This is a genomic window from Rhizobium sp. No.120 (assembly GCF_054558365.1).
On the sequence record NZ_BAAJNQ010000003.1, the window covers coordinates 87,478 to 106,193 of the forward strand.

The 18,716-nt window shown below is 59.3% G+C and carries 17 protein-coding genes; 2 read left to right on the top strand and 15 right to left on the bottom strand.

The features are described from left to right. Position 1: 1 nt before the first annotated feature. The 12 genes from lipA to ACYJRZ_RS11000 all read right to left on the bottom strand — a co-directional run bounded on the left by lipA (position 2) and on the right by ACYJRZ_RS11000 (position 11,459). Entirely contained in the window at positions 2–973 is a 972-nt protein-coding gene (gene lipA, locus ACYJRZ_RS10945) for a lipoyl synthase (protein ID WP_459458904.1), read from the bottom strand. A gap of 36 nt (positions 974–1,009) precedes the next feature. Beyond that, positions 1,010–1,258, bottom strand: coding sequence for a GlsB/YeaQ/YmgE family stress response membrane protein (locus tag ACYJRZ_RS10950; protein ID WP_459458906.1), 249 nt, complete (start codon positions 1,256–1,258; stop codon positions 1,010–1,012). Between the two features lie 69 nt (positions 1,259–1,327). Beyond that, positions 1,328–1,582, bottom strand: a complete 255-nt coding sequence (locus tag ACYJRZ_RS10955) for a GlsB/YeaQ/YmgE family stress response membrane protein (RefSeq protein ID WP_069612110.1) — start codon at positions 1,580–1,582, stop codon at positions 1,328–1,330. A gap of 55 nt (positions 1,583–1,637) precedes the next feature. Beyond that, positions 1,638–3,083, bottom strand: coding sequence for a dihydrolipoyl dehydrogenase (gene lpdA / locus ACYJRZ_RS10960; protein ID WP_459458909.1), 1,446 nt, complete (start codon positions 3,081–3,083; stop codon positions 1,638–1,640). Between the two features lie 52 nt (positions 3,084–3,135). Beyond that, positions 3,136–3,777, bottom strand: coding sequence for an SGNH/GDSL hydrolase family protein (locus ACYJRZ_RS10965; protein WP_459458911.1), 642 nt, complete (start codon positions 3,775–3,777; stop codon positions 3,136–3,138). A 25-nt stretch (positions 3,778–3,802) separates the two neighbouring features. Then, a complete protein-coding gene (locus ACYJRZ_RS10970; RefSeq protein WP_459458913.1) occupies positions 3,803–5,164 on the bottom strand; it encodes a pyruvate dehydrogenase complex dihydrolipoamide acetyltransferase in 1,362 nt (453 codons plus the stop codon). A gap of 15 nt (positions 5,165–5,179) precedes the next feature. After that, complete coding sequence (locus tag ACYJRZ_RS10975; protein ID WP_459458915.1) at positions 5,180–6,562, bottom strand: pyruvate dehydrogenase complex E1 component subunit beta; 1,383 nt, start codon at positions 6,560–6,562, stop codon at positions 5,180–5,182. Between the two features lie 18 nt (positions 6,563–6,580). Further along, positions 6,581–7,624, bottom strand: a complete 1,044-nt coding sequence (gene pdhA / locus ACYJRZ_RS10980; protein ID WP_459458917.1) for a pyruvate dehydrogenase (acetyl-transferring) E1 component subunit alpha — start codon at positions 7,622–7,624, stop codon at positions 6,581–6,583. Positions 7,625–7,781: 157 nt separating this feature from the next. Next, a complete protein-coding gene (locus ACYJRZ_RS10985; RefSeq protein ID WP_459458919.1) occupies positions 7,782–8,093 on the bottom strand; it encodes an FtsB family cell division protein in 312 nt (103 codons plus the stop codon). 218 nt (positions 8,094–8,311) lie between these two features. After that, on the bottom strand, positions 8,312–9,586 hold the full coding sequence (eno, locus tag ACYJRZ_RS10990; protein WP_459458921.1) for a phosphopyruvate hydratase: 1,275 nt from the start codon (positions 9,584–9,586) through the stop codon (positions 8,312–8,314). Positions 9,587–9,735: 149 nt separating this feature from the next. Next, on the bottom strand, positions 9,736–10,575 hold the full coding sequence (gene kdsA / locus ACYJRZ_RS10995; RefSeq protein ID WP_459458923.1) for a 3-deoxy-8-phosphooctulonate synthase: 840 nt from the start codon (positions 10,573–10,575) through the stop codon (positions 9,736–9,738). Beyond that, entirely contained in the window at positions 10,572–11,459 is an 888-nt protein-coding gene (locus tag ACYJRZ_RS11000) for a VOC family protein (RefSeq protein WP_459458925.1), read from the bottom strand. Before ACYJRZ_RS11000 ends, kdsA begins: the two co-directional genes overlap by 4 nt. Before the next feature lie 417 nt (positions 11,460–11,876). Here ACYJRZ_RS11000 and lexA point away from each other — a divergent pair, with 417 nt between their 5' ends. Further along, positions 11,877–12,599 carry a transcriptional repressor LexA gene (gene lexA, locus ACYJRZ_RS11005; protein ID WP_459458927.1) on the top strand — a complete coding sequence of 241 codons (723 nt, stop codon included), beginning with the start codon at positions 11,877–11,879 and terminating at the stop codon, positions 12,597–12,599. Here lexA and ACYJRZ_RS11010 read toward each other — a convergent pair. After that, the gene (locus ACYJRZ_RS11010) at positions 12,580–15,048 is read right to left on the bottom strand and encodes a ComEC/Rec2 family competence protein (protein ID WP_459459583.1); all 2,469 of its coding nucleotides are present in this window, start codon (positions 15,046–15,048) and stop codon (positions 12,580–12,582) included. The genes lexA and ACYJRZ_RS11010 overlap by 20 nt on opposite strands. 291 nt (positions 15,049–15,339) lie before the next feature. On the opposite strand from ACYJRZ_RS11010, the gene gltA reads away from it, so the two are divergent. Beyond that, on the top strand, positions 15,340–16,629 hold the full coding sequence (gene gltA, locus ACYJRZ_RS11015) for a citrate synthase (protein ID WP_015339806.1): 1,290 nt from the start codon (positions 15,340–15,342) through the stop codon (positions 16,627–16,629). 26 nt (positions 16,630–16,655) lie between these two features. Here gltA and lpxB read toward each other — a convergent pair whose 3' ends face one another. Continuing rightward, entirely contained in the window at positions 16,656–17,837 is a 1,182-nt protein-coding gene (gene lpxB / locus ACYJRZ_RS11020) for a lipid-A-disaccharide synthase (RefSeq protein WP_459458930.1), read from the bottom strand. After that, positions 17,834–18,715 (bottom strand): LpxI family protein, encoded by an 882-nt coding sequence (locus ACYJRZ_RS11025; RefSeq protein WP_183812135.1) that lies wholly within the window; start codon positions 18,713–18,715, stop codon positions 17,834–17,836. Before ACYJRZ_RS11025 ends, lpxB begins: the two co-directional genes overlap by 4 nt. Between the last annotated feature and the right edge of the window lies 1 nt (position 18,716).

An 18,716-nucleotide genomic window follows, 5' to 3' on the forward strand; every position in this document is an offset into this window, starting at 1 on the left:
TTTATTCGGCAGCGAGCAGCAGCTTCTTGGCGCGAGCAGCTCGCAGCCGTGCGAAATCGTCGCCGGCGTGATGGGAGGAACGCGTCAGCGGGCTGGAAGCGACCATCAGGAAGCCCTTGGTGTAGGCTACCGTTTCGTAGGACTTGAACTCTTCCGGCGTGACGAAGCTCATCACCTGGTGGTGCTTGCGTGTCGGCTGCAGATACTGGCCAATGGTCAGGAAGTCGACGTCCGCGGTGCGCAGGTCGTCCATCAGCTGCAGCACTTCGTTGCGCTCTTCGCCGAGGCCCACCATGATACCTGACTTGGTGAACATCGTCGGATCCAGTTCCTTGACCCGCTGCAGCAGGCGGACGGAGTGGAAGTAACGAGCACCGGGGCGAACCGTCAGATAATTGCCAGGCACGGTTTCCAGATTGTGATTGAAGACGTCGGGCTTAGCAGCGACCACACGCTCCAAAGCGCCCGGCTTCTTCAGAAAGTCCGGCGTCAGAATCTCGATCGTGGTCGAGGGCGAAGCGGCGCGGATCGCCCAGATCACCTTCTCGAAATGCTCTGCGCCGCCGTCTTCCAGATCGTCGCGGTCGACCGAGGTGATGACGACGTGGCTGAGGCCCATTTGTTTGACCGCCTTGGCGACATTTTCCGGCTCGGCCATGTCGAGCGCATTCGGCTTGCCGGTCGCGACATTGCAGAAGGCGCAGGCACGGGTACAGATTTCGCCCATGATCATGAAGGTGGCGTGCTTCTTATCCCAACACTCGCCGATATTCGGGCAGCCGGCTTCCTCGCAGACCGTGACGAGCTTGTGCTCCTTCACGATCGAGCGGGTTTCGGCATAGCCCTTCGATGTCGGCGCCTTCACGCGGATCCAGTCCGGCTTGCGCAGGACTTCCGTATCCGGCCGATGCGCCTTTTCCGGGTGTCGCACGCGCTTTGCGTCCGGGTTGATCGTGTCGAGAATCGTGACCATGGAACGTCTACTTTCCGCCGCTTGAAATGCGGCCCTTCATCGCCGAGCGAATTTGGCGACGAATATCAGAATGCATGCACCGATAAAACCGGTGATGAAAAAGCCGAGCCGGCCGCCGGGAACGCCGACATGCAGGGCCACCATCAGCGCCGCGGCGACGACCGAACCGGCAATGCCGAGGATGATGTTCAGGATGATGCCGTAACGCGCATCCATCAGCTTGCCCGCGAGCCAGCCCGCAAGACCGCCTATGATGATCAGACCCAGCCAACCTACGCTTTCCATCAAACCCTCGTTCGGGCGCCCTTCAGAACAGTGCTGTCGAGCATCGCCTTGCGTCCTAATGATGATGCTCTAGGCAATCAATCTCGCCAAGAGCACCACGATGATTGCGCCAACTGTGGCATGGATGATCTCCACCACAAGCGCATTTTCAATGCCGAGCGATATCCCGAAATAATGGAACAGGAAACCGCCTACGAAAGCGCCGATCACGCCGCTCACCAGGCAACTGATGAGCCCTCCTCCTCCAACGATCAGGCTCGCGAGGAAACCCGCGACCAGCCCGATGAGAAGAAAGACGATCCAACCTTCCGCCGTGATAGACATGTTGATTTCCTTTCCTGTTTTCCACCCCCTGGATAAAGGGCATGGCGGGAAATTATCAAGCGTTCAGCACCCGGCCGTAGGCATCCAGCACCGCTTCCTTCATCGTTTCCGAAACGGTCGGATGCGGGAAGATCGTGTGCATCAGCTCTTCTTCCGTCGTCTCCAGGTTCATGGCCACCACGAATCCCTGAATGAGTTCGGTCACTTCTGCACCAACCATATGCGCACCAAGCAGTTCGCCGGTCTTCTTGTCGAAGATGACCTTGCAGAGACCCTGATCTTCGCCGAGTGCGATCGCCTTGCCGTTAAAGGCGAAGGAGAAACGGCCGACGCGGATATCGCGGCCGAGTTCCTTGGCCTTGGCTTCGGTGAGGCCAACGGAGGCAACCTGCGGCTGGCAATAGGTGCAGCCCGGAACCTTACCCTTGTCGGTCGGATGAACATTCGGCAGACCGGCGATCTTCTCGATGCAGACGACGCCCTCGTGCTCGGCCTTGTGCGCGAGCATCGGCGGGCCGGCAACGTCGCCGATGGCATAGATGCCGGGAACATTGGTCTTGCCGTAGCCGTCGATGACGACGCAGCCGCGATCGGTCTTCACGCCGAGCGCCTCGAGGCCGAGGTTCTCGATATTACCCTGAACGCCCACGGCCGAGATCATGCGGTCGGCAACGATCTGCTGTACCTTGCCGTCTTCGGTTTCGACATGGGCAGTGATCGAGTTGGCAGCCTTGTCGACCTTCGTAACCTTCGCCTTGGTGAAGATCTTCAGGCCGCGCTTTTCGAGCTGCTTGCGGGCGATGCCGGAGATTTCAGCATCTTCGACCGGCATGATCGTCGGCATGACTTCGACGACGGTGACGTCGACGCCCATGGAGCGATAGAAGCTTGCGAATTCGATGCCGATGGCGCCCGAGCCCATGACGAGCAGCGACTTCGGCAGGAAATCCGGCTTCAGCGCTTCGAAATAGGTCCAGATCAGCTTGCCGTCCGGCTCTATGCCAGGAAGAGCGCGCGGACGGGCGCCGGTCGCGACGATGATGTGCTTGGCGGTGTAGGTCCCCTCGCCCTTGACGTTCTTCGGCAGCGGATGCTGCGGCTCGACCACCGGCTTGGTCGACTTGCCGACCACGATTTCGCCCGGCTTGGTGATCTTGGCTTCCCCCCAGATCACATCGACCTTGTTCTTCTTCATCAGGAAGCCGACGCCTTGATTGAGGCGGGCGGAGACGCCGCGCGAGCGAGCAACCACAGCCTTCACATCAGCGCTCACCTTGCCTTCGAGAACGAGGCCGTAATCCTTGAGATGGTTGGAATGATCGAGAATTTCGGCCGAACGAAGCAGCGCCTTCGTGGGAATGCAGCCCCAGTTGAGGCAGATGCCGCCCAGGTGCTCGCGCTCGACGATCGCGGTCTTCAGGCCAAGCTGGCCGGCGCGCACGGCGGCGACATAACCGCCCGGACCGGAGCCGATGATAATGACGTCGTAATTCTCAGCCATGTGTTTCCTGCCTTATTGGTGGCGGCGGATCGAAGCCGGCGCCTTGAATCTATCAGAGACCGAGCATCATCCGCACGATCGGCTCGAGGCCGCGACCGAGCGCCCGGGTGTTTTCCGCATCGAGATGAACGCCATCGAGCGGCGTGGTGACGGCAACCGTATTGGCATCGAAAAAGCCGCAACCCAGTTCGTCTGCCAGATCGCTGTAAAGCGTCGGCAGCTTGGCCGATTCCTTGACTGCGCCAAGAAAGCTGGCCGCAAAAGCGGCATTGGCCGTCTCGGTGATTGCCGGCGGGGCGACGATGAGGATATCAGGCACCTCGTAGTCGAACCCCCAGGCATGATTGCGCACCAGCTGGACCAAGCGGCTGATGCCCTGCAGAGCGGCAAAGGCCGAACCGGCGACGACCGGCTTCATGTCGTTGGTGCCGAGCATGATGATGACGAGATCGAGCGGATTGTGGCTCTGGAGGATCGTCGGCAGGATTCTCGCGCCGTTGCGGTCGCAATCGGCAAGATGATCGTCGAACGCCGTCGTGCGGCCGTTCAATCCTTCCGGGATCACGCGCACCTGGTTGCCGAGCGCCTTTTGCAGCACGCTCGGCCACCGATCTTCATAGGCATGACGGCCGACCGTTTCGGCACTGTAGCCCCATGTCAGCGAGTCGCCGTAACACAGAACAGTCTTGGTCATTCATGCCTCCGTGTCACAGCAAGGCTCAGACGAGCATTCCCATCGGATTTTCGATGTAGCCCTTAAAGGCTGCGAGGAGTTCGGCGCCGAGCGCACCGTCGACGGCGCGGTGATCGGTCGACAGCGTGACGGTCATCACATTGGCAATCACCATTTCGCCTTTTTTGACGATGACGCGCTGTTCGCCAGCGCCGACGGCCAGAATGGTCGCATGCGGCGGGTTGACGACGGCGGCGAAGTTCTTGACGCCCATCATGCCCATGTTCGACACGGCAGTCGTACCACCCTGATACTCCTCGGGCTTCAGCTTGCGCTCCTTGGCGCGCTTGCCGTAGTCCTTCATCTCGTTGGAGATGGTGGAGAGCGTCTTCTGCTCGGCGCTGCGAATGATCGGCGTGATCAGGCCGCCCGGAATGGACACGGCGACGCCGACATCGGCATGCTTGTGCTTGACCATGGCGCTGTCGGTCCAGGAGACGTTAGCATCCGGGACATCGCGCAATGCCAGCGCCAGTGCCTTGATGACCATGTCGTTGACCGAGAGCTTGTAGGCCGGAACGCCGTCCTTCGACTTCGGAGCGGAATCGTTGAGCTGCGTGCGGAGCGCCAGCAGCGCGTCGAGTTCGCAATCGACCGAGACGTAGAAGTGCGGGATCGTCTGCTTGGATTCCTGCAGGCGCTTGGCGATCGTCTTGCGCATGCCGTCATGCGGCACGAGCTCGTAGGAACCCTGCTCGAACAGCTTGAGGACTGCGTCGTCGGACATGCCCTTCGGCGCTGCCGGAGCAGCAGCGGGAGCCGGCTGCGCGGCGGGAGTTGCTGCAGGCGCAGCCTTGGCCGTGCCGCCGGAAACAGCAGCTTCGATGTCCTTCTTGACCACGCGGCCATGCGGGCCGGTACCGGAAACTGCCGCTACATCAATGCCGGCTTCCTTGGCGAGACGGCGAGCGAGCGGCGAAGCGAAGGTGCGATGACCGTCGTTTGCTGCAGGAGCCGATGCAGCGGGAGCCGGAGCGGGCGCGGCAGGAGCAGAAACGCTCTCCGGAGCCGGGGCAGCAGCAGGGGCCACTTCCGCCTTCGGGGCTTCCTTGGCAGCCGGAGCAGCAGAGGCGCCAGCGCCGGACGCTGCCGCGGCAACATCCTCGCCATCGGCGGCGAGCACGGCAATCAGGGCATTGACCTTAACGCCTTCGGTGCCGGCAGGAACGACGATCTTGGCGACGGTGCCTTCATCGACAGCCTCGACTTCCATCGTTGCCTTGTCAGTCTCGATCTCGGCGATGACATCGCCGGACTTGATCTTGTCGCCTTCCTTGACCAGCCACTTGGCGAGGTTGCCCTCTTCCATGGTCGGCGAGAGGGCAGGCATAGTGATGTTGATAGGCATCGATGAGCCCTCCCCTTATTTGTAGCAAACGGCCTTCACCGCATCGACCACTTCGGCGACGCTCGGGAGCGCCAGCTTTTCGAGGTTGGCGGCGTATGGCATGGGTACGTCCTTGCCGGCGATCGTCAGGATCGGCGCATCGAGATAATCGAAAGCCTGCTGCATGACGCGGGTGGCGATTTCCGTGCCGACGGAGGACTGCGGATAGCCTTCCTCGACGGTGACCAGGCGGCCGGTCTTCTTGACCGATTCGATGATCGTCGGAAGATCCATCGGACGGATGGTGCGCAGGTCGATGAGTTCGACATCGATGCCCTGGGCTTCCAGCTCCGCGACGGCCTTCGTGGCATAGGTCATGCCGATGCCGAAGGAGACGACGGTGACGTCCTTGCCCGGACGGTGGATGCGGGCCTTGCCGATCGGCAGAACGAAATTATCCAGCTTCGGCACATCGAAGTGCTGACCGTAGAGGATTTCGTTTTCGAGGAAAATGACCGGGTTCGGATCGCGGATGGCAGCCTTGAGCAGGCCCTTGGCGTCGGCAGCCGTGTAGGGCATGACGACCTTAAGGCCCGGAATGTGGCTATACCAAGCGGCATAGTCCTGGCTGTGCTGAGCGCCGACACGAGCAGCAGCACCGTTCGGACCGCGGAAGACGATCGGAGCGCCCATCTGGCCGCCGGACATATAGAGCGTCTTGGCGGCGGAGTTGATGATCTGGTCGATCGCCTGCATGGCGAAATTGAAGGTCATGAACTCGACGATCGGGCGCAGACCGGCCATGGCAGCGCCGACGCCGATACCGGCAAAGCCGTGCTCGGTGATCGGGGTGTCGATCACACGGCGTGCGCCGAATTCCTGAAGCAGACCCTGGGTCACCTTGTAGGCGCCCTGATATTCCGCAACTTCTTCACCCATGACGAAGACGTCCGGGTTGGCGCGCATTTCTTCGGCCATGGCGTCGCGTAGCGCTTCGCGCACCGTCATCGACACCATTTCAGTGCCGGCCGGGATTTCCGGATCGGCCGGAGCAGCAGCCTTCGGCTGAGCCGGAACCGGTACAGCGGCCGGCGCCGCAGGAGCGGCAGGCGCTTCGGTCTTTGCCGGCTCGGCAGCGGGAGCAGCCTTGGCAGACGAAATGGCATCGGCGGATTCGCCGTCCTGCAGGAGGATGGCAATCTTGGTGTTGACCTTGACGCCTTCCGTGCCGGCATCGATCAGCAGCTTGCCGATCGTGCCTTCGTCGACGGCTTCCACTTCCATGGTGGCCTTGTCGGTTTCGATTTCGGCAATGACGTCACCGGAAACGACCTTGTCGCCTTCCTTCTTGAGCCATTTCGAAAGGGTACCCTCTTCCATCGTCGGAGAAAGGGCGGGCATGAGAATGTCGATGGGCATGGATCGTCCCTCCCCGATTTAGAGCAGAATGTCGGTGTAGAGCTCGGATGCATCCGGCTCTGGATCGTTCTGGGCGAAATCGGCGCTGTCTGCGACGATGTCGCGGACATCCTTGTCGATATCCTTCAGATCGTCTTCAGTTGCCCAGCCCTTTTCGAGCAGGCGAACACGGACCTGCTCGATCGGGTCGTGCTCGGAGCGCATCTTCTGCACTTCGTCCTTGGAGCGGTACTTCGCCGGGTCGGACATGGAGTGACCGCGGTAGCGGTAGGTCAGCATTTCCAGAATAATCGGGCCTTTGCCGGAGCGGCAATGCGCAACGGCTTCATCAGCCGCAGCCTTGACGGCGCGAACGTCCATGCCGTCGACCTGAATGCCGGGAATGCCGAACGAGGCGCCGCGCTTGGAGAAGTCGGCCTGCGCCGTGGCTCGAGCGGTCGAGGTGCCCATGGCGTAGCGGTTGTTTTCGATCACGAAGATCACGGGCAGCTTCCAGAGCTGCGCCATGTTGAAGCTTTCGTAGACCTGGCCCTGGTTTGCAGCACCGTCGCCGAAATAGGCAACGCTGACATTGTCATTACCGCGATACCAGTTGGCAAAACCGAGGCCGGTGCCGAGTGAGACCTGCGCACCGACGATGCCATGACCGCCGTAGAAGTTCTTTTCCTTGGAGAACATGTGCATGGAGCCGCCCTTCCCTCGGGAATAGCCGCCCTGGCGTCCGGTAAGCTCGGCCATGACGCCACGGGCGCTCATGCCGGTCGCCAGCATATGGCCATGGTCGCGATAGCCGGTGATAACCTGATCGCCTTCCTTCAGCGCCAGCTGCATACCGACGACGACGGCTTCCTGGCCGATATAAAGGTGACAGAAGCCACCGATGAAGCCCATGCCGTAAAGCTGGCCCGCCTTCTCTTCGAAGCGGCGGATCAGGAGCATCTCACGATAAGCCTTGAGCTCCGCATCACGATCGAAATCTGCGATCGGGCCGCCATTGGTTTCCTTGGCAGGCCTTGATGCTGTTTTACGGCTGGAAACGGTCGCGTTTTTTCGCGGCGCCATTCAACCCTCCCTGTGTGAGTAGCCTCGTTTTTTGGTGAGGCGTAACATAGGGAAGATTGTCCGTCACAGCAATGCTATAATTGCATGGCTCATATTCTTCGCAACCGATTGATATCGCTTGCGAAAATGCAATTAACCGAAATTCGGTTAATTGCGGCTATTTGTTGAAAATGACGATCTCGTTCGCCTTTGAATAAGTCAGCTGATAGCGCGCATATTGATCGAGCATATCCTTGTCCAAAGAGCCGTCGCTCAATAGAGTGACCTCTTTTTCAAGGTGTTCGCGCTTGGCGACAAGCTCAGCCAGTTCCTTGGCGCGATCGATGCGGCGCTGCTCGAAAACCTCGGTCGCTTTCAGGCCGTAATCGCCGTGAATGCAATGATAGCCGAAGTAGCTCACAAAAGCGATGGTGATGGCGGGAAGGATAAGACGGCCGAACCTTCTCTTCTTATGATACTTTGTCCACATACTCGCTCGTCACGCTCTGGCTTTATGCAATCCCCCTCAAGGCCATCCGGCCCGAACAAGATCACATGAAATCAAACACCTGGAGCCAAGTTAACCGGCAGAGATTAACCGTCCGTTGACTCTAACTGCCAGGGCCAACAAAAAACCGCGCCCCAAGGCGCGGTTTGATCCAAGCGATAATTTTGCCGCAGGTCCGGATGGACCCGACAAATCAGACATCAGCCACGGAGAATAGAACGGCCGGCATATTTTGCCTGCGGGCCGAGTGCTTCCTCGATGCGGATGAGCTGGTTGTACTTGGCAAGACGGTCGGAACGCGACAGCGAGCCGGTCTTGATCTGGCCGCAGTTGGTGGCAACGGCGAGATCGGCGATCGTGGAATCTTCCGTTTCGCCCGAGCGGTGCGACATGACGGCGGTGTAGTTGGCCTTGTGCGCGGTTTCGACGGCATCGAGGGTTTCGGTCAGCGAGCCGATCTGGTTGACCTTGACGAGGATCGAGTTGGCAACGCCCATGCGGATACCATCGCGCAGGCGGGCGGAATTGGTGACGAACAGGTCGTCGCCGACGAGCTGGGTCTTCTTGCCGATTAGGTCGGTCAGCGTCTTCCAGCCTTCCCAGTCGTCTTCAGCCATGCCGTCTTCGATCGAAACGATCGGGTACTTGGCTGCGAGTTCTGCGAGGTATTCAGCCATGGCGCCGGACTCAAGCGTGCGGCCTTCGCCTTCGAGAACGTACTTGCCGTCCTTGAAGAATTCGGTCGAGGCGCAATCGAGGCCGAGAGCGATTTCGTCACCCGGCTTGTAGCCGGCCTTTTCGATCGACTTCATGATGAAGTCGAGCGCTGCCGGCGCGCTGGAAAGGCCCGGTGCGAAACCACCTTCGTCACCGACGTTAGTGTTGTGGCCCTGCGATGCCAGTTCCTTCTTCAGAACGTGGAAGACTTCCGAACCCATACGGACGGCTTCGCGGATCGAGTCTGCACCGATCGGCAGGATCATGAATTCCTGGAAGTCGATCGGGTTGTCGGCGTGAGCACCGCCGTTGATGATGTTCATCATCGGGACCGGCAGCAGACGGGCGTGAGCGCCGCCAACATAGCGGTAGAGCGGCAGGTTGGCGCTCTGGGCAGCAGCCTTGGCGACGGCGAGCGAGACGCCGAGGATGGCGTTGGCGCCGAGGCGCGATTTGTTCGGCGTGCCGTCAAGCTCGATCATGATATTGTCGAGTTGGATCTGGTTTTCAGCGTCCATGCCGCCGATCGCGTCGAAGATTTCCGAATTGACAGCTTCGACGGCCTTCTCGACACCCTTGCCAAGGTAGCGCTTGCCGCCATCGCGAAGTTCGACGGCTTCATGCGCGCCGGTCGACGCGCCCGACGGAACCGCCGCGCGCCCCATGCTGCCATCTTCGAGGTAGACATCGACTTCGACAGTCGGATTGCCACGGCTGTCGAGAATCTCGCGGGCGATAATGTCGGTGATTGCGGTCATGATAGCTTCCTGCTCGCTGGTTTATAAATCGATTTAAATCGTCTTAGTCGAAGGCGCGGAAATTACAATGGCGATCCGCGCCGCGATTTGGCACTCCTGCAGGCCGCGTAAAGCAAATTCATGTCAGCCTGTTGAATGCCGGCTATGTTTCAGGCCTTGGCGATGGCATCAAAGGCCAGCAGCTTCTCCAGAAGCCGCGGCATGTCCTTCAGATAAACCATGTTCGGACCGTCGGACGGTGCATTGTCGGGATCCTCATGAGTCTCGACAAAAACACCTGCGACGCCGACGGCAACGGCCGCACGCGCCAAAGTCTCGACGAAGCGGCGGTCGCCGCCGGTCGAACCGCCCTGCCCGCCGGGCTGCTGCACGGAATGGGTCGCATCGAAGATGACGGGCGCGCCCATCGCCGCCATGATCGGCAGCGAGCGCATATCCGAGACCAGCGTGTTATAGCCGAAGGAAGCGCCGCGCTCGCAAAGAAGGATGTTCGGGTTGCCGCTATCATTGAGCTTGGCAAGCACGTTCTTCATGTCCCATGGCGCCAGGAACTGGCCTTTCTTGACGTTGACTACGCGGCCGGTCTTGGCGGCGGCAACCAAAAGATCGGTCTGGCGCGACAGGAAAGCCGGGATCTGAAGGACATCCACCGTCTTGGAAACGATGGCGCACTGCTCTTCCGTGTGGATATCGGTCAGAACGGGGAAGCCATATTCTTTCTTCAGGTCTTCAAAGACTTCCAGCGCCTTTTCCAGGCCGATGCCGCGCTTGCCGGACAGCGAGGTGCGGTTCGCCTTGTCGAAGGAAGATTTGTAGACGAGGCCGATGCCGAGCTTGCCGCAGAGCTCCTTGAGCACGCCGGCAACCATGAAGGCATGATCGCGGCTTTCCATCTGGCAGGGACCGGCGATCAGCGAAAGCTTCGCAGCATTGGAAAAGAGGACCTTGGAGGCACCCTCGCCGACGGTGACTTCGGAATTCGTGCTCATATTATCTCCTCGAAGGCGAACAGCGCGCCCTGACCGGGCGCCAACCTCGCCAATAGACGATTGTTCTTACGCGTATAGGTGACGCCGTTAGCAGCGAAATGCGACGATGTCACGGAAAGATCGCGCGTCTTGAAAAGGATTGCACGTGCCCTGAGCCCCGGATCGTTAGCAAGAACAGGCAGGTCATAGAACGCCTCCATGCCTTCCGGCGTCAAAATCTCAAGATCGGCGTTAGGTGCCTTGACGGTCAAACCGAAGGAATGCTCCGTTATTTGCGGGCTGCCGACAACGTCTTCGAAGAAGCGGCGATAGGCAGCTGGCCGCGGCGCGGAAAGCGCCACGCGCGCGATGCCGGTCACCCCGTTTTCATGACGCTCAAGCACGCTTCGGTCAGCCGGAAGCGGATTGATGCGCTGACAGCAGAAGGCGAGAAAATCCGGCGCGCGCAGATCCGCGGCAAAAGCAAGACGAAAGCCGGCCGTGGTTTCCGTGCCGTCCTGCATCTTCATGGGACGGGAGAAATCCAGCATTCGTCCCGCAGAAATCGCCGCCGCTTTGAAACGCTCGTCATCCGCCACAGCATCATCCGTACCGAACACCACGGCCGAAAAGCCATCTTCCCCCACCCGGAAGCGATAGGCCTGATCGCGCGCAACAAAAACATTGCCATCCAGGATGCTCCTCCCGCACTCTTCCGCGGATGCCACAGCCAAAGGCTCTAAATAGGTTTTATCGGCAAGATAAACGCAGGCATTCTGTGTGCCAAAGGGATGGCGCGCATCCGGAGCCACTGTAAAACCGAGCTTGCCGAGGCGCTCGCGCGCCAGGGCGATATCGACGGTCGGCAGCACAAGATGATCCAGTGGATGCTGTGACGAATTCATGGTTCCTCCTGTTTGCCTGTGGGAGCAGATTTGCGCCCATCCTTCGCTCAATTCAAGACAGGAACATGGACACTCGACGCACAGGGGCAGGACCGAAGGCAATCTCGCAAACGTGATCGCTGATTCTCAATTCCATCGGGCTTCAACGACGACGCGCAACATCGATCCGCTTCCTGGATACGCCGACCAAGTAATAAGGCATGAGAATGGAAATATCGACATTTCATATATTTTTCAAATCGTTGCAGCATGTATAGCGTCTCGACGTGTTAAGCCGATCCATTCGCAACTCGTGTTTATTTAATTGACCCTGCAAGGCTTTACCGAAATTTAAGCACTTGCGGAACACATATGGAACATATAGTGTCCGTTCTGGATTTGTTTCACGGCTTTTCTTGATTCTGGGGTTCCAAGACGATGTTGACGCGCAAGCAGCAGGAACTGCTTCTCTTCATTCACGAACGCATGAAGGAATCTGGTGTTCCGCCATCCTTCGACGAGATGAAGGATGCACTGGATCTGGCATCCAAATCCGGTATCCATCGTCTGATCACGGCGCTGGAGGAGCGCGGCTTTATCCGCCGGCTGCCGAACCGAGCCAGGGCCCTCGAAGTCATCAAGCTGCCGGAAGCCTATAGTCCAAGTCTGCAGCCTCGCCGCGGTTTTTCGCCGAGCGTCATCGAAGGCAGCCTCGGCAGGCCACAGCCCGCCGCTCCGCCCGCTCAGCCGAAGGTCGCAAATGACGATCATAGCGGTTCGGCTTCCGTGCCCGTGATGGGCCGGATTGCTGCCGGCGTTCCTATCTCGGCCATCCAGAACAATACACACGATATTACCGTTCCCGCCGACATGCTTGGTTCTGGCGAACATTATGCGCTTGAAGTCCGCGGGGATTCGATGATCGATGCGGGTATCTTCGACGGCGATACGGTCATTATCCGCAATTCGACGACAGCCAACCCGGGCGACATCGTCGTGGCGCTCGTCGACGACGAAGAGGCGACACTGAAGCGCTTCCGCCGCAAGGGTGCCTCCATCGCGCTGGAAGCCGCGAACCCAGCCTATGAAACCCGCATCTTCGGGCCGGATCGCGTGAAAGTTCAGGGTAAGCTCGTTGGCCTTATTCGTCGCTATCACTGACCGGTGAGTTGTCGACGACTGGTGGTGCCTTTGCAAGTGGCGCGTCAAATTTGCCGGTGCGCCAATCATAAGTTCGATGTCTGGTCCATGGCCGCTGCGGGTTCTCGAATGCGGCTGATATGATGGGCTTGTCGGCGGTAAGCATCATTTCGATGGAGCCGGTTTTGCGCAATGTCGCACCGGTTATGAGCATCGCTCCGGAGCGGCAGTAGTCCAGCCGCAGCCGGATATGTGTCACGATAATGTTCCCCGTGTCGCAAGCTGCGGGCAGGTAGGCTGCGTTCTCGATGGTGACCAATATCACGCCGTTTTCCAGCATGGCTACGCACCATGCTCCCTTCTGACAGGCAAAGCTTCCCTGCATGGTACGATCTAAGGCTTCCGCCATTGCTGTACCGACCGCCTTCTGCTCTTCGTTACTTAGTCGCTTATGCCGATCCGTCTTGCTGATCTGCGGAAGCCGGTCATCGGTCGCAAGCATCGTTGGCGGTTGATGTTCGGCCGCGACCAGCGCTTTTTGCCATTGCTCGAAGATGAAGGCCTGCGGTCTCTCGCGATTGGTGGAGAGAATATCATCCTGGCGCAAGGCAACGAGAATGCCATCTTCCGAGATCATCAGATCTGGCTTCGGCACGCCGGAGCCGAACGCAGCCACACCGACAGATGACGGCGATAGCAACAGTCCCAGATGGCGAAGCCTGGTCCGCAGCATGCTCATGATCAGGAATCCTGCGATGAAAGTCGGCATCAGCCAGCCGGGCTGGCGGCCGAAGGTGATATCGCCTCCCCAGCCTGCTACGGTTTTCGCGATGATGATCACAAGCTCCAGTCCCTCGCCGGTGACTTTCCAGAACGGTCCATCGATTCCGAAAGGCATCAGCAGCATCGCCATCATGCCGAAGGGCATGACGATGAAAGAGACGACGGGCATGGCCGCAAGGTTGGCGGCAAGTCCATATGTCGCCAGCCGGTGAAAATGTTCGATCGAAAATATCGCTGTCGACACACCGCCGATAAAGGAGGTGGATATCACGCCCCCGAAGAAGCGCGTGATAAATAGCAATGGGCTCAATAAGCGGATGCGCGAAACAACGTTCTCGCGATGGCGACGTCGTTTCCACAGCGAATAGCCCGAAACCAGCGCAAGCGTCGCGGCATAGGACATCTGGAAGCTCGGACCGAGCACTTGCGACGGAGACAAGACGAGGATGACGATGGCTGAGAGCGCCACATTGCGCAAGCTGATTGACGGTCTATCGAAAAGCACGGCCACCAACATGATCGCCATCATGATGAAGGCGCGTTCGGCGGAAACGCCGAAACCGGAAATAAGGTAATAGGCCGTTACCGTCAGAAGTGCGCCGAAAGCCGCAAATTTCTTTGTTGGCCAAGCCTGAGCGACACCGGGGAAAAAGCTGAACAAATAACGTAGACCGACATAGAAAATGCCGGCCGACAGCGCCATGTTGAGGCCGGAAATTGCAATGATGTGGGTCAGGCCCGCGACTCGCAAGGCCTCAGTCGTATCCTTTGAGATCGCACGTCTCTCATCGGTGACAAGCGCTGCGGCAAAGGCGCCGGTATCTCCCGGCAAGGTTTGCCTGATCCGGTCGCCTATGCTGTTGCGCAAGCCCGCAAGCCAGATATCGGCCGTATCCAATAACGAGCCGGCAGCGTTGTCACCGGATGGTGATAATAATTCCGGCGTTCCGTAGGCAAAGCCATTCGCGCCGATGCCGTTAAAATATGAGCTGAAGGCGAAATCGTTGAGGCCGATCAATGCCGGTCCGGCTGGAGGCGTCAGACGCGCCCTGCCCTGGATCCGATCACCCAAATCGAACGGCTCCGCTTGCTTGCGCACGAAGATCGTGACCCGTTGCGGCACGCGGCGAATAGAAGGCTTTTCCGTTGCCTCGACGCGGACGACATAGCGCCAGCGCCCATTGTCATAGGTCTCCCGTCGCTCAATCTGCCCAGTCACGGTGGTCGTCACGGCCGAATCGAGCATGACGGTGGAAACCCGCCAGCTTTCCCATTGCGAGAGCGCCATGCCCAGGCAGATGAGCATACCGGCGAAAAGCGTGTGGTGTAGTAGCCTGCCCGCATCGCGCTTGAGCAAAAAGCCCAAAGCAAACAGAACGAGGCCTGCGAGAACTGCCTGCGGTGGCGGATCGACCTGCGCTTCAAACCAGATAATCGCACCCAAACCCATATAGATCGGCGCGAACAGAACAGCACGGCCATGGGCCGCCTCCTCCGCAATCAAGCCGAGGACAGCGGCTCCAAGATGCTTCGCAACACGCAGGAAACGCGCCGTCAGCGGCGCCTGATCCTGTGTTCGTTCCCATCGTCGCGCTTTGGCGCGAAGGGTAATCGTGGTGGAAAAGGCGCGACCTTGCGGGGACGCGATAACGTCCTTGCTCTCTTCCTGCTGGTCGGATGCCTCCAAATTAGGCACTCGCTGACTGCCCCCGCGCCAAACTACAGCTTCTGCGCGATTTGTGCCGTCACCGTCTAGTGAATTCAACCGAAATCGGCGGGAACAAAGCTCAATAGGGCCTGTTTCTCAGCGTGGCATACGAAAAGACGCTTCTGCAGTGCCCAAAAGTTGATACTGCATTGCACAATTCAGCGCTAGGATAACTTGGCATTAGCCTCGGGATCATATAGCTAGTCGGTAGTCGCTTAACCTTTTGGCGCTTTTTATGGCGTCAATCCCGCCAAATCTTGGAGGATCAGCATGACGGAACAAAGCGCGAAACTAACTTGGGGTGAAAAGACGGTGGACCTGCCGGTCAAGACCGGAACCATCGGCCCGAGTGTCATTGATATTGGTGCCCTTTATAAGAACACCTCCACTTTCACTTACGATCCTGGTTTCACCTCCACCGCGTCGTGCGAGTCGAGCATTACCTATATCGATGGCGACGAAGGCGTTCTACTGCACCGCGGCTATCCGATCGATCAGCTGGCCGAACATGGCGATTTCCTCGAAGTCTGCTACCTGCTTCTCTACGGCGAACTGCCGACGGCAGCACAGAAGAAGGACTTCGACTATCGCGTGACCCACCACACGATGGTGCACGAGCAGATGTCGCGCTTCTTCACCGGCTTCCGCCGCGACGCTCATCCGATGGCCGTCATGTGCGGCTGTGTCGGTGCGCTCTCCGCTTTTTATCACGATTCCACCGACATCACGGATCCGCACCAGCGTATGGTCGCAAGCCTGCGCATGATCGCCAAGATGCCGACGCTCGCCGCCATGGCCTACAAGTACCATATCGGCCAGCCCTTCGTTTACCCGAAGAACGACCTCGACTATGCGTCGAACTTCCTGCGCATGTGCTTTGCCGTTCCGTGCGAAGAATATGTGGTCAATCCGGTGCTTGCCCGCGCCATGGACCGCATCTTCATCCTCCACGCCGATCACGAGCAGAACGCTTCGACCTCGACGGTTCGCCTGGCAGGCTCTTCCGGTGCCAATCCGTTTGCCTGTATCGCAGCAGGCATCGCCTGCCTCTGGGGACCGGCTCACGGCGGCGCCAACGAAGCGGCCCTAAACATGCTGAACGAAATCGGCACGGTGGACCGCATTCCGGAATTCATCGCCCGCGCCAAGGACAAGAATGATCCGTTCCGCCTGATGGGCTTCGGTCACCGTGTCTACAAGAACTATGACCCGCGCGCCAAGATCATGCAGAAGACGGCGCACGAAGTTCTCGGCGAACTCGGCATCAAGGACGATCCGCTACTCGACATCGCGATCGAACTGGAGCGCATCGCTCTGACGGATGAATATTTTATCGAGAAGAAGCTGTATCCGAACGTCGACTTCTATTCCGGCATCACACTGAAGGCTCTTGGCTTCCCCACGACCATGTTCACCGTTCTGTTCGCTCTTGCCCGCACCGTCGGCTGGATCGCTCAGTGGAATGAAATGATCGAGGATCCGCATCAGCGCATCGGCCGTCCGCGCCAGCTCTATACGGGCGCTCCGCTGCGCGAATACGTGCCTGTTTCCAAGCGCTAAGCTTCGGTATTCAAACAAAAAACCGGTCAGCGATGACCGGTTTTTTTATGAGCGAGAACGTCCAGAACAATCTGCGACGCCTTGTCGCCGGGCGGCTCCTCCGTTTGCATCCGTTCCCAGACCAGATCGTAGCCGGCAAGCATAGCCGCCCGCTCCGGCGTATTGCTCGACAGGCGCTCCATATAACGAGCCAGCATGCCCGGCCGCAGAACGTCATTGATGAGTTCTGGCAGGACGGCGTAATCAGCGATCAGGTTCGGCAAAGCTGCCGTCCATATCTTGATACGCGACAGCACGAATTTCGCCAGCCATTCCGTCTTGTAGGTCGAGACTACGGGAACGCCCGCCAGTCCAAGCTCCAGAATGACCGTGCCAGAGGCGGCCATGGCAGCGTCGGCCTGGGCAAAGGCGCTCCACTTGGCATCCTGGCCGACAAGTATATCGGGCTTGACCTGCCAACTTTCCGTCAACGAGCGAACCAGCGCCTCCTGCTTCGGCACTGTCGGCAGCAGAAAACGAATATTATCATTTCTCCGGCTAAGCTCTTCGGTAGCCCGCTCAAAAACCGGAAGCAATTGCCGTATCTCCGATGCACGCGATCCGGGCAGAAGCAGGATCGTCTTCTGCACATCGGCGCCTGCCAGACCGCGCAAGGCGCGCTGATGGCGAGTTTCCAGAAGATTGGCATCGACTGTCAGGCGATGACCGACATAGGTGGTTGCCGGACCGCCCAGGCGCTCCATGGCAGCAGGCTCGAAAGGCAAGACGGCCAGCACATGGTCGACATAGGCGAGCATTTTCTGCGCGCGATATTCCTTCCATGCCCAGACGCTGGGGCAGACGTAATCGATAACAGGAAGATCGGGCAAAGCCTTGCGCACGCGCTTGGCAACGCGATGCGTGAAATCGGGGCTGTCGATGATCACAAGCACATCGGGCTTTGCGGTAATGATTGCATCCGCCGTCTGCCGGATGCGGGCCAATAGCTTCGGCAACCGTTTGATGACCTGCATGAAGCCCATGATCGAGAGTTCGGAATAATCGAAGAGCGAGCGGAGACCTTGCGCCTCCAGCGCCTCGCCGCCGACGCCCATCAGCTCGACCGGATCATTATGGCGCCGCTTCAGGGCCGCGACGAAATCGCCGCCCAGTAGATCGCCGGAGACTTCTCCGGCAACGACGGCAAGCTTCAAAGATGCTGCGCTCACATGAAGCCCTCCGTACTCAGTCCGCGATCGATGCCGCAGACGAAAATACCGGCCTCGTCCGCGGCGGCGATCACCGCTTGCCGGTCGAGGATCAGGGCCCTGCCGGCTTCGACTGCGACGCCGGCCAGGCCAGCCTTCTTGGCATTCGATACCGTAGAAACGCCGATCGATGGCAAATCGGCCCGAATATCCTGCTGCGGCTTGCAGAGCTTGACGAGCACGCCGCGCCGGCGCGTCGAGATGCGTCCTGCTGCGCGCAGTTCGGCAACTCGCTCGATCATCTTATCGGTACCCTCGGCGCCTTCGAGCGCAACAACGCGGCCGCCGACGCTGACCGCGCCCTGCCCGACATCCAGGAGTCCCAGTGCATCCGCCGCCTTTGCGCCTTGAGCGATATCGCGCAGATCCTCTTCCACCGGCGAGATTTTTCCAAGCGGGCCGGTCGTCGCCAAGAGATCCGGTGCGATTTCATGCGCACCCACGACGCGAACTCCGCCAGCTTCGATCAGGCGAATGACCATCTGCAGGACGGCATTGTCGCCGCCCGAAAGAAGCGTGCGAATGGTGGAGGGCAATTCCTTGATGACGCGCCAAGTGGGATGCACCTGCCGCCACGAAGGGCGTCGTGCAACACCGCCCGACATGACGACACGATCGACGCCATGTCGGCGGAACATCGCCTCGAGGCCAGCAAAATTGCCGACGCCGAGATTGGCGTGATCAAAGGCAGACCAATCGCGATCGGCCTCGTCGGTCAAAGCGATGATAACGGGATTTTCACCGGCCTGCCGGGCGGCGTCGGCGACGTAAACCGGCAAAAGCCCGCTGCCTGCGATGATCGCCAGTCTGCCCTTGCCGTTTTCGCTGGCCGAAACCACC

Excerpts from the sequence above, each read along its gene's own strand:
- ACYJRZ_RS10965 (WP_459458911.1), bottom strand. The coding sequence starts at position 3,777 with ATGACCAAGACTGTTCTGTGTTACGGCGACTCGCTGACATGGGGCTAC.
- ACYJRZ_RS10985 (WP_459458919.1), bottom strand. The coding sequence starts at position 8,093 with ATGTGGACAAAGTATCATAAGAAGAGAAGGTTCGGCCGTCTTATCCTT.
- ACYJRZ_RS10970 (WP_459458913.1), bottom strand. The coding sequence starts at position 5,164 with ATGCCTATCAACATCACTATGCCTGCCCTCTCGCCGACCATGGAAGAG.
- kdsA (WP_459458923.1), bottom strand. The coding sequence starts at position 10,575 with ATGAGCACGAATTCCGAAGTCACCGTCGGCGAGGGTGCCTCCAAGGTC.
- ACYJRZ_RS10950 (WP_459458906.1), bottom strand. The coding sequence starts at position 1,258 with ATGGAAAGCGTAGGTTGGCTGGGTCTGATCATCATAGGCGGTCTTGCG.
- pdhA (WP_459458917.1), bottom strand. The coding sequence starts at position 7,624 with ATGGCGCCGCGAAAAAACGCGACCGTTTCCAGCCGTAAAACAGCATCA.
- lexA (WP_459458927.1), top strand. The coding sequence starts at position 11,877 with ATGTTGACGCGCAAGCAGCAGGAACTGCTTCTCTTCATTCACGAACGC.
- ACYJRZ_RS11000 (WP_459458925.1), bottom strand. The coding sequence starts at position 11,459 with ATGAATTCGTCACAGCATCCACTGGATCATCTTGTGCTGCCGACCGTC.
- lpdA (WP_459458909.1), bottom strand. The coding sequence starts at position 3,083 with ATGGCTGAGAATTACGACGTCATTATCATCGGCTCCGGTCCGGGCGGT.
- ACYJRZ_RS10955 (WP_069612110.1), bottom strand. The coding sequence starts at position 1,582 with ATGTCTATCACGGCGGAAGGTTGGATCGTCTTTCTTCTCATCGGGCTG.
- gltA (WP_015339806.1), top strand. The coding sequence starts at position 15,340 with ATGACGGAACAAAGCGCGAAACTAACTTGGGGTGAAAAGACGGTGGAC.
- lipA (WP_459458904.1), bottom strand. The coding sequence starts at position 973 with ATGGTCACGATTCTCGACACGATCAACCCGGACGCAAAGCGCGTGCGA.
- eno (WP_459458921.1), bottom strand. The coding sequence starts at position 9,586 with ATGACCGCAATCACCGACATTATCGCCCGCGAGATTCTCGACAGCCGT.
- ACYJRZ_RS10975 (WP_459458915.1), bottom strand. The coding sequence starts at position 6,562 with ATGCCCATCGACATTCTCATGCCCGCCCTTTCTCCGACGATGGAAGAG.